This is a genomic window from Mesorhizobium sp. L2C066B000 (genome assembly GCF_000502335.1).
Classification (GTDB): Bacteria; Pseudomonadota; Alphaproteobacteria; order Rhizobiales; family Rhizobiaceae; genus Mesorhizobium.
This window is the reverse complement of sequence record NZ_AYWZ01000005.1, coordinates 1-12,561: the sequence shown is the minus strand read 5'-3', so window position 1 is coordinate 12,561 and position 12,561 is coordinate 1. Positions and strand designations below refer to the sequence as shown.

General features: G+C 59.4%; 15 protein-coding genes. 8 read left to right on the top strand and 7 right to left on the bottom strand.

Features of this window, described 5'->3' with window-relative positions:
* The first annotated feature begins 93 nt into the window (after window positions 1–93).
* Window positions 94–675, top strand: a complete 582-nt coding sequence (locus tag X733_RS151570) for a histidine phosphatase family protein (RefSeq protein WP_023711385.1) — start codon at window positions 94–96, stop codon at window positions 673–675.
* 20 nt (window positions 676–695) lie between these two features.
* Here the strand turns inward: X733_RS151570 and X733_RS151575 are convergent, their stop codons facing one another.
* The gene (locus X733_RS151575) at window positions 696–1,448 is read right to left on the bottom strand and encodes a pseudouridine synthase (RefSeq protein WP_023818761.1); all 753 of its coding nucleotides are present in this window, start codon (window positions 1,446–1,448) and stop codon (window positions 696–698) included.
* 149 nt (window positions 1,449–1,597) lie between these two features.
* Here X733_RS151575 and X733_RS1000000170800 point away from each other — a divergent pair, with 149 nt between their 5' ends.
* Window positions 1,598–1,759: a hypothetical protein gene (locus X733_RS1000000170800; protein ID WP_023669672.1), complete on the top strand. Its 162-nt coding sequence runs from the start codon at window positions 1,598–1,600 to the stop codon at window positions 1,757–1,759.
* Between the two features lie 27 nt (window positions 1,760–1,786).
* Window positions 1,787–1,996, top strand: a complete 210-nt coding sequence (locus tag X733_RS151580; protein ID WP_023818760.1) for a DUF768 domain-containing protein — start codon at window positions 1,787–1,789, stop codon at window positions 1,994–1,996.
* A gap of 76 nt (window positions 1,997–2,072) precedes the next feature.
* Here the strand turns inward: X733_RS151580 and X733_RS151585 are convergent, their stop codons facing one another.
* A complete protein-coding gene (locus tag X733_RS151585; protein ID WP_023818759.1) occupies window positions 2,073–2,531 on the bottom strand; it encodes a hypothetical protein in 459 nt (152 codons plus the stop codon).
* Between the two features lie 190 nt (window positions 2,532–2,721).
* Between X733_RS151585 and X733_RS0134785 the strand changes: the two genes are divergently transcribed.
* Together X733_RS0134785 and X733_RS151590 are read left to right on the top strand one after the other, a co-directional pair.
* Complete coding sequence (locus tag X733_RS0134785) at window positions 2,722–3,027, top strand: DUF982 domain-containing protein (protein WP_023818758.1); 306 nt, start codon at window positions 2,722–2,724, stop codon at window positions 3,025–3,027.
* 25 nt (window positions 3,028–3,052) lie between these two features.
* Window positions 3,053–3,649 carry an SOS response-associated peptidase gene (locus X733_RS151590; RefSeq protein ID WP_023818757.1) on the top strand — a complete coding sequence of 199 codons (597 nt, stop codon included), beginning with the start codon at window positions 3,053–3,055 and terminating at the stop codon, window positions 3,647–3,649.
* Window positions 3,650–4,131: 482 nt separating this feature from the next.
* Here the strand turns inward: X733_RS151590 and X733_RS151595 are convergent, their stop codons facing one another.
* Window positions 4,132–4,458 carry a hypothetical protein gene (locus X733_RS151595; protein WP_023818756.1) on the bottom strand — a complete coding sequence of 109 codons (327 nt, stop codon included), beginning with the start codon at window positions 4,456–4,458 and terminating at the stop codon, window positions 4,132–4,134.
* A 483-nt stretch (window positions 4,459–4,941) separates the two neighbouring features.
* Between X733_RS151595 and X733_RS151600 the strand changes: the two genes are divergently transcribed.
* On the top strand, window positions 4,942–5,688 hold the full coding sequence (locus X733_RS151600; protein ID WP_023699539.1) for a Crp/Fnr family transcriptional regulator: 747 nt from the start codon (window positions 4,942–4,944) through the stop codon (window positions 5,686–5,688).
* A 399-nt stretch (window positions 5,689–6,087) separates the two neighbouring features.
* Here the strand turns inward: X733_RS151600 and X733_RS1000000170795 are convergent, their stop codons facing one another.
* The 3 genes from X733_RS1000000170795 to X733_RS151610 form a co-directional block, all read right to left on the bottom strand.
* A complete protein-coding gene (locus X733_RS1000000170795) occupies window positions 6,088–6,372 on the bottom strand; it encodes a PilZ domain-containing protein (RefSeq protein ID WP_081740653.1) in 285 nt (94 codons plus the stop codon).
* A gap of 497 nt (window positions 6,373–6,869) precedes the next feature.
* A complete protein-coding gene (locus X733_RS151605) occupies window positions 6,870–7,100 on the bottom strand; it encodes a hypothetical protein (protein WP_023669678.1) in 231 nt (76 codons plus the stop codon).
* A gap of 205 nt (window positions 7,101–7,305) precedes the next feature.
* A complete protein-coding gene (locus tag X733_RS151610; protein WP_023818755.1) occupies window positions 7,306–8,223 on the bottom strand; it encodes an NADP-dependent oxidoreductase in 918 nt (305 codons plus the stop codon).
* A gap of 230 nt (window positions 8,224–8,453) precedes the next feature.
* Between X733_RS151610 and X733_RS151615 the strand changes: the two genes are divergently transcribed.
* The gene (locus X733_RS151615) at window positions 8,454–8,675 is read left to right on the top strand and encodes a DUF3072 domain-containing protein (RefSeq protein WP_023695044.1); all 222 of its coding nucleotides are present in this window, start codon (window positions 8,454–8,456) and stop codon (window positions 8,673–8,675) included.
* Window positions 8,676–8,743: 68 nt separating this feature from the next.
* Here X733_RS151615 and X733_RS151620 read toward each other — a convergent pair whose 3' ends face one another.
* Complete coding sequence (locus X733_RS151620) at window positions 8,744–8,959, bottom strand: nuclear transport factor 2 family protein (RefSeq protein WP_280790541.1); 216 nt, start codon at window positions 8,957–8,959, stop codon at window positions 8,744–8,746.
* A gap of 722 nt (window positions 8,960–9,681) precedes the next feature.
* Here X733_RS151620 and X733_RS1000000168055 point away from each other — a divergent pair.
* A complete protein-coding gene (locus X733_RS1000000168055) occupies window positions 9,682–9,915 on the top strand; it encodes a hypothetical protein (protein WP_050591009.1) in 234 nt (77 codons plus the stop codon).
* The last annotated feature ends 2,646 nt before the right edge of the window (window positions 9,916–12,561 follow it).

The following is a 12,561-nucleotide window of genomic DNA, read 5'->3' as shown; positions in this document are numbered from 1 at the left end:
TCGGTTGCGGCCTTTCCTTTTCCGCCTGCACGTGGCTGGCGCTGGCCGGGCCCTCCCGGGTAGGGTGCGGACGTAAAACCGAAAGGCCGGCGCATGAGCAATCCGTACCCCGAAATCTACCTCGTCCGTCACGGCGAGACGGAGTGGAGCGCTTCGGGAAAACACACCGGCCGCACCGACATACCGTTGACGGCAAAGGGCGAGGCGGCAGCTCGCGGCGTGGCGGACCGGCTCAAGGATCTGTCCTTCCAGGCGGTGTGGTCGAGCCCGTCGCAGCGAGCCTTCAGCACCTGCACGCTTGCCGGCTTCGGCGCTGCTGCCGTCAAGAAGGACGACCTGCAGGAATGGGACTATGGCGCCTATGAGGGCGTTAAGACCAAGGAGATTCTTGTGCAGCGCCCCGGCTGGCAATTGTTCCGTGACGGCTGTCCCGACGGCGAGTCGGTAGCGGATGTTGGCGCCAGGGCCGACAGGATCATCGCCGGGCTGCGGGCAATCGAGGGCAATGTGCTGGTGTTTTCAAGCTCGCATTTCCTGCGCGTGCTGGCCGCGCGCTGGCTCGGTCTGCCACCCGAAGGCGGTGCGCACTTCGTGCTTGATACCGCGAGCCTCAGCATCCTCGGCTATGAGCACGATCTGAGCGAGCCGGTGATACGCAGGTGGAACCAGAAGTAGGGTTTCGCGGCAAGCTGCCCTTAACCCGCGAGTACCGCCAATTCCTCTGCCGTCAGATGCCGCGCCTTGCCCTTGGCGAGCTCGCCGAGCTGCAAACCGCCGATCGCCACCCTGACGAGCCTCAGCACCTCGACATCGAAGGCGCCGAGCAGGCGGCGGATCTGGCGGTTGCGGCCCTCGTCGAGCACGATTTCCAGCCAGGCAGTGCGGCCGCCGCTGCGCAGCAGTTCGATCGAACTTGCGGTCAGCAGTTCGCCGTCGACGATCGCTCCGTCGCGAAAGCGCGCCAGCATCGCTTCGTCGGGCGCGGTACCGATCTGCACATGATAGGTCTTGGCGACATGCGAGGCCGGATCGAGCAGGCCGTTGGCCCAGCGCGTGTCGTTGGTCATCAGCAACAGGCCTTCGCTGGCCTTGTCGAGGCGGCCGACCGGCGACACGAAAGGCAACTCCAGTTCCACCAGGCAGTCATAGACGGTGCCACGATCCTGCGGGTCATCGCGCGTGGTGACCTGTCCGCGCGGCTTATTGATCATCAGGTAGACTTTTGCCTCGCCGACGATCTGCTCGCCGTCGACAGCGATGCGGTCGCGGCAGAGATCGACACGCAGCGACGGATCGCGCACCACGTTGCCGCCAACCCGCACGCGTCCTTCGGCGATCAGCAGCTCGGCCTGCTTGCGCGAACACAGGCCGAGTTTGGAAAGCGCCCGGTTCAGGCTGACGCCTGCGCTCGCGGCCTGTTGTCGGACGATGTCTGGCGGCCTTGCCATGTCCTGCTTGTCATCCCAATGATCAGCATCGACAAATGCCACGCCCCGCATTGGCTTCGCAACCTGCCGCGGCATCAACATCACGGGTTAGCGGGAGCGGGGCTGTTCTCAAATACGATGTGTCAGGGGGGCGGGCTCAACAGCCCGCCATGGAACGCTGCCCCGCGACGGACGTTGTTGCCGACGAGCGATTTGTCGCGAAAGGCACCGCCATGAAGAAAATCTACCAAAAGCCGACGCTCGTGAAGCGAGGCAGGCTCACCAGCCTGACGGCTCAGATCGTCGCTTCTGGGGTCATTCTGGGTGAATAATCCCCAGATAAGGGAAGGGATAAATCGATGAGCGAGCGCGGCGTTGATTTCCTGCAGGGCTGGATCCACGAGCACCTGCCGGGCGAACTGCCTGCCGACAAGGCAACGGCTCGAACCCTGACCACGCGAGCTGCCCTGGATGCTCGGCATTTAGGCCTTGAGGTCAGCGAGATCGAAGAGGAGTTCGATTCGTTGGAACGGGTGATTTTCGAGGCGCTCGATCAGCCCGATATATGAACCCATTGCAGGCGATATCGGCCCATCGCCATCCTGGCGGGGGCTTTTCCGTGATGGCATCCGTGGGTGCGCAGCCCTAGGCAGCCCGCGCAGCTGACGCTCCCCGTGCCGGCGGCAATTCGAACACAGTGGCGCCGTTCTCTCGGCCGCGTTCGACATAACCGATGACGCGGAACCATTTGCCGACGTCGGCCCGCTGCAGCCAGCTGCGCGAGTGGATGGGCAGGTTGCCGGCCAGCGCCTGAATGTGGCGGATGTGGCGCCTGCAGATGCGGACCGTCGCGGCGCTGAAGAAACCCTCCTGCGCGGCAAACAGCGTGTCGGCGGCGTCGCTGTTTTCGTGCCAGGCGACGATCGCCACCGTCTTGTCGCCGTCGACCAGCGCGTGCGCCCGGCCTTCCTTCAAATTCATCATCAGATTGTCGTAGGCGACCTTGCTGTCCTTGCCGGCGGCCACATACTCGTCCGACATCCGCGTGGACAGATCACGGAAGACACTTTCGAGATCGCCGATCGTAGCTGCGCGTGCTCGCATTTCTCCTCCTGCAGCCCCGGCAGGTAGTTTGCCCCAAGGAGAGGGGATCACCAAGCAAATCAAATCCGCCATTTGGCCTATGCGCGCAAAGTGATTTCAGAAGGCGGGTTTATTGCGTTGGCAAATCGCTCCCGTGGAACCGAACTTGCCTCCCCCGAATTGACTCGCGATCGCGTTCGGGAGGGGAAGCATGCAAGATCAGCATTTCGATGAGCCGGTTCGCGTGGCGCTCGGCAGGTCCAGAAACAAGATCTACAAGGTGGAGCGTGTCGCGCAGGCCGCCGATATCCTGATGAACCGATGGCCCGTGAAGACAGGCGGCTACCACGTCGCCGCCCGCAAAGCCTGCCTTGGCGTTCTGGAAGGCCTTCAAGAGGCGCGCTATGCCCGCGCCGCCTTCGTCAATGCGGCGATCGAGGCTGTATTCTGGTTGAACTCGACCGACAGGGTTGAGCGGCCACCGCTTTCCATCGCCATTTTGCTTGCCTTGACGTAGACTGGCAGCCGGTCGGGAGCCTCCCATGTGCAACGATTATGAGCAGCATATTCTCTGGGCTGAATATTGCCGGATGCTGGAGTCGCTGGCACTCGAGATCCCGACCCATCAGACCGAGCTTGACCTGCCGCGGGTTGATAACATCCACATCAACGATCCAGCCCCGATCATGCGCGCCACCAGCGACACCGGCGTTGAACTGACGTCGATGACGTTCGGATTTCCGCCGGCCGGACCGAAAGGCGGACCAGTGTTCAACTTCCGCTCCGAAGGCCGGCAATTCGCCGGCAGCAAACGCTGCCTCGTGCCGGCATCCGCCTTCTTCGAGTTCACGGGTACGAAGTATCCGAAGGCCAAGCATCGCTTCACGCTCAACGGCTCGCCGTTCATGGCCATCGCGGGGCTTTGGCGTGAAGCTGCCGGCAACAAGCCGCCAACCTTCACCATGCTGACAACCGAGCCTGGACCGGATATTGCGCCATATCACAATCGGCAGGTCGTGGTGCTTCGGCCCGGCGATTGGGCAGCCTGGCTCAGTCTGACGAAGCCGGAAGCCAAACTGCTGCAGCCGCTTCCAGCCGGCTCGCTGCGCGTGGAGACCGTGCGCCCCGAAAGTTCATAATTCAGCTGCGCAGGCTTGCCGGCGCAGTCGGCGGGCCGAGATCAAGCATTTGATGTCTTCAGAGAAAACTGGTGCCCAGAGGCGGAATTCAAGTGAAGAAAATCCCGTTTTGGTTTCAGATACTTAGGGGAATGTTAGCCGCATCTGCTACCAACATAAATACCAACAAAATATTCCTGTGGATTGGTTCGGTTCCTGCTATTTCTCTCAATGCCTTGCACCTGCACCTTGTCTCTTCCGGTTTAGTCTACATCCTTCTTGGTCATACCTCATCATGCGGGGTCGAGTGAAGACCACGGCTGGCCAAGACGACTTAATCAGAACGGATGGCCATTGCGCTCAATATCGGGATCGCTTTAGGCGGTTTCTGAAAGCCGACATCGTGCGAAGAACAGGTGGCTATTTACGGGTCCTGAGACCTTGGCCCATACACCGCTTTGTAGGGTGGACGCGGCGCAACGAAAAGCGCGGCCAGCCGTTCCTCATGTTGCTGACCAGTGAGGCAGCAATAACAGGTAACTCTGCGGCGGACCGGTGTAGTCGTCGAGGTCGATCGGATTAGACTTCATAAGTGCTCCGTCGACGCGTAGTAGACGGTCTCGTCCTACCAGCAGCCCAGCTTGGCCCAGTGCATTCTGGCTTTGCAGGCGCATGGCGGCAGAAATGATCTCGCGCCAGTGCCTGATACCGCCCTTGGCGATTTGGTCCTTGGTGAAGGCGAACTCCAATTCAACGCAGCCGAGAGACAGGATGTCGATTTGATGTCGGTCAATTGCGTAGCAGGCCATGGCATCGACCAACGCTGTCATATAACTGGCATAGTAGGATCGGCGTCTCGGAGGTGCCGGGCCACATCCCACCCGCTTGGGCCGTCCCCAAGTCTGATATCTGTCAGGAGAGCCACAACTCGCTCCGGCTCACGATCGAAAGTCGCAATCGCTTGAAGGCCCTTTTAAGCCGGCGACCACCTCGAACCCGGCCTCCCGGAGAGAGTTCTCGACGTCTCCACGATCAGCACGGAACCCGATGACATTGAAAGCCTGCTTCGTGCGCCCCAACAGTTGAACGGCTGCGAACTCTTAAGGTTCCAGGCGCGCTATAGCACTCGTTAATCCGGTGGAAAGCAGGTTGTGATCCAGCCGTTTCGAACAGGTTGCGGCAGGCGAAAAGGATTGAGGACAGCTGAACTTTGCGCGCATCATCGACGCACTGACCATTGGCCTTCGTCTCCTCTAGGCAGCGGGAACATTAGCGCCAACTAAAAGTTGGGAGCAAACACGAACAGGTTCTTGATGGCACATGATCATTCTTTCAAAATGTTGATCCGCAAGCTCCAAGCCATCTCGGAACTCGCAGAATCAGACATTGCGACCTTGGGGAACATCTCGATTCAGGAGAAGAGATATCAGGCCAACGAAGACATTCTGCGCGAGGGCGATAAGCCGAGCCTTTCGTTCGTCGTTCTTGAAGGCTTAATAGGGTCGATCAAACTAACCGGGGAGGGGAAGCGTCAAATCTCCTCCTTTTTTGTTCCGGGCGACATTCCCGACCTGCATGGTTTGCATTTGTCGGTCATGGATTGCACTTTCACCCCTCTCATGCCCGCTAGGGTGGGCTTCATGCGGCACGACGAACTTCGCGCCGTTTGCGACCAGCACTCTTCGATAACGAGAGTGTTTTGGCGCTCGACGGTGATCGATGCGGCGATCTATCGAGAGTGGGTCACCAACGTCGGTAGGCGCGACGCCTACTCGCGTATGGCTCACATTCTTTGCGAACTCATTGTTCGCCTTCGCTCGGTAGGCCGCATTGAAGATCATGTGGCCTATCTCCCCATAACGCAGGCTGCACTTGGCGACGCACTTGGCCTCTCTACCGTGCACGTGAACCGAGTGCTTCAGGACCTTAGACGCGACGGTCTGATATCCACCGTTGGCTCGCGTTTTCATGCGACCGACTGGGCAGGGCTCGTTCGCGCCGCAGATTTTGACTCTACCTATCTTCATCAAAGGGCTGCGCAGACGGGTGCCGGTTTCTGATCCTGCTGGGTCGCTCATGATCCGTTGAGCCCTCGCGATCCTCAAAACCGAATCTCCTCTGTAGAACCCGCACTCCAATAGGAATGTCGATCACCGCTTGAGAACTGGACCGCAGACTTACCTAGCGACGGCATGGCTTCTCAAAGATACGACCTCAGGAGGGACTCGACGAAACCTGAGCGGTGTTTGACGCGTTCACTGGCCAACCAGCCGAGGCGTGGGGCGCTCCGGCTAAATATCTGGACGGGGAATATTCCCGCGATTTTGTAAGCCTTCTGACCGTGTCGACCTCAAGCGAAGTTTCGCCGGGGGGTAATCTCTAAAGTGCGACTGCCATGGAACACGTGCCGAGCGCCGGAGAGTGTCCAATTCCCCGGTCTGTGCATCCCGGGCACAAGCTCAGCCATAGTGGAGACGCGGCTTTGGCAACGTTCCTATAAATTGAACCCCAATTCGGTCGTTCCTGCGCCACCGCAGGACTGCCTGGTAGGCAACGCCGTCGGTCGGCACGTAAACCACGAACCGCTCAGGGACACGCGATTCCACCGGGACTTTGAGCTCAGCTCTGCCACTGTTTTGGTTCCGAATGGTGCAACTGATCTCGGAGTTTGTGATTCCGCTGATGATTGAGGCGCCTTTCAGCACCCGCTGCCTCCGTTCGCGGCTATGCTCTTCATCAACCATGTGACCTCCATCGGTCACCCCCGGCCCTATATGGTACGCGCACCGGCGAATAACTGTCCATCTAGGTCGTCGCTCGTTAGTGTCTCACTTTAAAGTTTGACGACGGAGACGGACAGCATAAATGCCCGTTGCGCCGGTGAATTCGCAACGCGAACAGACCCGAATGGGCTCGTCGTATAGCGTTGTTAATCCGGCAGCAGCATCTCCTCTCCATCGGCCGCGGCTTCGAACAGCAGCCGGAAGTCATTACCCGGCATTTTGCCATCCATCGCAGATAGGCAAGCCTCGGCCGCCAGCCGCCACTTGGGGCCACGATTGGACCACTTTAGGAGNATCCATCGCAGATAGGCAAGCCTCGGCCGCCAGCCGCCACTTGGGGCCACGATTGGACCACTTTAGGAGCTCCTCGGCGGCGGCATCAACCCGGTTGACACCAAGGCGAAGCCCCGGGCGCTCAGTCTTCACATAAACCGGAGGGTTGAACCAACGGTGGGGCATCACGCCTCTCGAACGTCAAAGGCGATGAACAGTCCCCAAACGGAGGCTGATTTGACGATCATTTCGACTAACTGGCAGTCAGTTTCGAGAAGATCGCCGCCGCGCTCACGGACCGCTACAATGGTCGCTTTGACGGAAATAATGTCGCCGGGTTGAGAGCCCAACAGGACCTCGCGGACCAGCTCCTTGGCCGTTTGCTGCGTAGGCCGAACAGGTGCTTGAATGTCCATCCCATCCTCCCAGAGAGATAGAACCTCAATCAGCTATTCTGTGGGTCACTTTCCGAAAAAGGCAAGAGTCGGAAACGTACAAAGTAGGTTCCCGCAAACACCGCCCTACGATGGCTAAATCCCGCGACAGGCGCTGATTTGCACCTCACCGTGTCAGCTGCCGACGCGACCATAAGGAGCGAGGGCCCGCCTCTCTCCCAAGTTCTCACGGACGAACGCGGACAACGGTCTTGCCCGCGCGTCGGTCCGTTGAGTTGAAGGTGCCGATGGCATCATCCAAGCTCGAAACCTTGCCGATGTTCGTCCGCAGTCGTCCATCGCGGATCCGCTGCACTATCTCAGAAAGCTGGGCTCGATCAGCCTCGACGACGAAGTCAACCGCCAAGCCGTCTGCAGGTCGAATATCCGTTGGTCCGACGACTGTGACAAGGATACCTCCGGCCCGGACGAGCGTTGCGGATCGCTTCTGGACATCGCCGCCGATGACATCGAACACCAGATTGACGCCGCCGACATCTTCAAGGGTGTCTTTTGCGAGGTCGAGGAATTCATTTGCACCGAAGTCGAGCGCTTTCTGGCGGTCGGCGGCCCGCCCGGTGCCGATCACATAGGCTCCGGCCTCCCTGGCAAGCTGCGCCACCATCGAACCGACGGCACCGGCAGCGCCATGGGCGAGAACGCTCTGCCCGGCCTTGATGCGGCCATGCTGGAACAGCCCCTGCCATGCGGTTAGGCCGGAGATCGGCAGGCTAGCGCCCACCGTAAAGTCGACATCGCCGGGCAGCGGCGCGAGGTTACGGGCCTCCATGGCAACATACTCGGCGAGGGTGCCGTCGCGATGCCAGTCCGCGAGGCCGAACACCCGCTGACCTATAGAAAGCCCCGTAGTGCCGTAGCCGAGCGCAGTGACCACACCAGCCAGTTCGTGGCCGAGGATCGAAGAGGTCCGGTCACGGAAGGCTCGGTCGGCCCACGTCGAGGGCCACTCCAGTTCGGTGTTGACGAATGCTGCCGCATGAACCTGTACGACCACGTCGTTAATTGCCGCCCGAGGCTCGGGCAACTCCACCAACTTCATCCCGGCCGTTCCTGCAGTCAGGTCCGTCGCTACGATTGCTTTCATGGGGCGTCTCCTCACCGTTGGGGTAAATTGCGGGCGCGGAGGGTCTTCGATGTCTCGCGCAGAGTTGGCGTTGAGTTCATCGTTGGCGACCGCGAGCGGAAGCTAAGCAATCTCGTCGGATTCTTCCAGCACGGGTAAACTTGCGTTCGTGAACACCCCTGCCATCGCAATCTCAGACACTTCAGGCATGTGGAACAAAAGCAGATCAAATACGTTGTGCCGTTCCCAACATGGAGAGCGTCATGCAAACTACACCCCGAGCCAAAGGCGAAGCTATCAGCAAGGATCCTGACGAATGGACGACGGGAGACGAGCCAATGACTCCGTCGCAAGCTTCCTACTTGAAAACATTATGTGAGCAGGCGGGCGACGACAGAAGCTACGCCGAAGATCTAAGCAAAGCCGAGGCCTCGAAGCGAATCGACGCGCTAAGGACTGAGCTCAAGCTCTAAAGGCGCTGGGAGACCTACGACAGGTTGGTCAGTTTTGCGGTATTTGGCCTCTGATCTGGACGGTCGTATTAGTGAAGGTGGTAGAGTTTGCTAAGGATCTTCAATTCTCCTGCGATCTTGAGCAGAGAAAGATAGTCGGTGAACCTTGTGGTTCCAAATTCGTCCTCGACCTTCGCAGTGGCTGCATCGCCCGTAATGTCGAGCGATGCGACTGCCCAGTTGGGGCTGGTGTTCGGCGGCAAGGCCGCACTCATCACCTCGCCGACATAGGCATCGACACTCAGCCATGGAGCTCGACGAGATCGCGGCTATCTACCCGCTCTATCAGCAAACCGGGTATGGGCGGAAAGTGGGCGTAGGCCGACCATGTGGTTGTCGACGCCGAGATGCGCAGTGCTGGTATCGGCGCCAAACTGATGGGGCGGATCGAGAAGGAAGCAGCGCGTTTCGGCTGCGACATCACCCGCATCTCGATACGAGCGCACACACAAATTCTACAGCCTAAACGGTTAGGCCGATGATGCGCTCGTTCTGGTCAGCCACTGAGTGCGTGGGCGAGGCAGAGTTCCCACAATATGCTGCGCACAAAGTAGCGACAGAGCGGGCCTAGAAGCGACATAGCGCCGGGTGTGAACGCGAACGCAGCCGGCGCCCGAATGCGTTCAGCGAGCGCCGTCGCGTCCACCTTGCCTTTCTTTGACGGCCCTGTGTTCAGCTTCCCACGGCAACGCGTGGAAGTCGGGCTGGTGCCCCGCTTCACGGTAGCCAGCCTGAGTGAGTAACTTGCTTTGTCCCGCTCCACAACGCAAACAAACGGCGGATTCCCCAAGCACCTATAAACGCCTACAGCTTTTTCCATGCGACAGGTGTGCTGCGGGTGCTCGAAGATGTCGTCCTTCATTGCGATGACAGAACAGGGAGCGAGGACAACTCTTTTTTTGATTGCAGAGAGAGTCTGAGCGGGCTTACTAGTGAGGGGTTTGCCATCGCTTTGAGGGAGGCTGCGATGGTTGCAACGCCCATAGATATCGCTCAAGCGGCCACTACGGCCACCTTGCTGATGCGCCTTCGTCAACGTCATCGCGATGACGTGGCGCGAGGCTGGGAAGATGCCGACCCTTCTACTGTTGCCGTCTCCCGTACGCCTGAGTGTCAATGGCGCGATTTAGCCAAGGCCCTGGTGCACGATTGGTTCGAGCTGATCGAAACTGGCTTGGTGGATTGGATCGTCAGCAAGTAGCCGCTGCCCGCCAGCGGCCCAGCAGCCGTCTGCGGGNATCGAAACTGGCTTGGTGGATTGGATCGTCAGCAAGTAGCCGCTGCCCGCCAGCGGCCCAGCAGCCGTCTGCGGGACTTTGCAGCGGGCGCGCTGGGCCTGACCGGTGGGGCGGTGTGGTATCCGCCGGCTGGCGAACATATGCGCCTCCTCCCAACGCCAGCGAAACATCCAAACGAACGAGGCGATCTAACAGCGATCTCACCGTCCAGCCAACACATAGGCCTACAGCAAAGGCTTATAATCGCTGAGAGAACGAAAATGGCCGACGCCATGGTTGGGGAACCCGGGTGGGTAGGCGCCGGCCACAAGCGGAACANTCGCTGAGAGAACGAAAATGGCCGACGCCATGGTTGGGGAACCCGGGTGGGTAGGCGCCGGCCACAAGCGGAACAGGCCCGCCGCGCCACACACATGGCTGATTTGTCATCACGTGGTTATGGTGTGATCGCGTAGGGCTAGACCAGCGGAACCTAGTAAACGCCGCTTATTAAGCGATCCTCGACGCGATCGTTCATCGCCACGACGACCTGGGAAACTTGACGGTTGCAGCCCTCTGCCATGTCGAGCTCAAGTCATGAACATCGGCCCTCCGATCATGAGCNGCTGAGAGAACGAAAATGGCCGACGCCATGGTTGGGGAACCCGGGTGGGTAGGCGCCGGCCACAAGCGGAACAGGCCCGCCGCGCCACACACATGGCTGATTTGTCATCACGTGGTTGTGGTGTGATCACGTAGGACCAGCGGAACCTAGTAAACGCCGCTTAGTAAGCGATCCTCGACGCGATCGTTCATCGCCACGACGACTTGGGAAACTTGACGGTTGCAGCCCTCTGCCATGTCGAGCTCAAGTCATGAACATCGGCCCTCCGATCATGAGCAGGCATGCGCCCATCCTACCATATCGCGCTGCCGGTATCGCAAGGCGCCGGCAGCAAGGGGGAGGCGACCAGAGCCGATGTGAAGGGACTAGGCAGCTAATATTCGCTTGCGCTAATTTAAATGTGCCGTAACGTCAGGCTCAGCCTTTTTGGGGAGGCACAACGTGGGGAGTATGATGAGAGTAGCTGTGTTTTGCGCGGCGATCGTGATCGCTGTGACTGGTGTCGCTGTTGCCAAGGAGAAGAAGGTGGTGGTGAGTGACGCCACGGACCTTTGCTCTACGAAGCACTCGGCCAAGAAGCAGGTGCTCGAGCTGGACTGNCTGGGAAACTTGACGGTTGCAGCCCTCTGCCATGTCGAGCTCAAGTCATGAACATCGGCCCTCCGATCATGAGCAGGCATGCGCCCATCCTACCATATCGCGCTGCCGGTATCGCAAGGCGCAGCAGCAAGGGGGAGGCGACCAGAGCCGATGTGAAGGGGACTAGGCAGCTAATATTCGCTTGCGCTAATTTAAATGTGCCGTAACGTCATGCTCAGCCTTTTTGGGGAGGAGCAACGGTGGGGAGTATGATGAGAGTAGCTGTGTTTTGCGCGGCGATCGTGATCGCTGGGACTGGTGTCGCTGTTTCCAAGGAGAAGAAGGTGGTGGTGAGTGACGCCACGGACCTTTGCTCTACGAAGCACTCGGCCAAGAAGCAGGTGCTCGAGCTGGACTGNAGGCCGACCGGAACCGCCAAATTGCCGGCCGGTGGAACGCCGGAAAAGCCGCGCCTCGGATACGACACCGATCCGTGGCTGGTTAAAGGCCTTTAGACACTAGTCTAGCCGACGGCAACACAGCGCGGCTAAGGGGAATGTGCGCTGGCGGTGAAGCCTTCTTTGTTCTCTCGTCGGTGGAACATTGTCGCTTGGAAACGCTTCGGACGGTGCACTGCCCAATCAGTGCAACGTTCCCTTCCTTGTTTGCACTGGCCGGCTGCTGAAAGGTGGCCGGCTTTTTTGCATATAACCGCGACCTGATGTTTGAGGCTTGTTGATTGGACAGCAGCGAGTGGCCGCTGCTGGCTTAGCGTCCAGGATTGAAATCTGTAAAGGCGAGATCACCGAGGCAGGGATGACCAGACTAAATAACGGTTTCGTCTGTTAGCCGCGACGCGGGCGATAATTGAATTCAGAAGGGCGTCGGCCCGGCTGCCCAATATCAGGGTGCACAGACAGCCGGGCCAAGGCTGGAAAGAGGTTCCGCTCCCGCCCAGCCGTGCCCGGCATGATACGCATCGCACCTGCGCGCAAGCGGTACCAATGGCTCGCCTATTCCGCCGCGCCTCTTCGGCAGGAAACCCTCGGCCTCATCACAATGGAGGGCGACATTCGCAGCGCCCTATGGAACCATCCAGAGTGACATAGGCTGTTTCATGGAACTTGCTGATGACATCAGGAGGCCTGTTAAGCATGCCAGTTGTTCGCGCTCGTAGCTCAGATGCAGGTTGGAGCTCTGCCTAGTGCACCAGTATCGGAAGCGAGAACTAGGAACCGGGAGTGCTACGAATAGATTGCCGCAGTCGAGCTTCTATCAGAGCATGGCAAGGGCTGCCTTTCTCTCCACGTTGGCAGTCGTCCTGCTGCTCGCGCTATTGCCAGACCACTTACTGCACGCCCTCGGATTGGCCTTTACGTCTCATCACGACAAGCTCAACCACGCCGCCGCGTTCGCCACCTTGTCG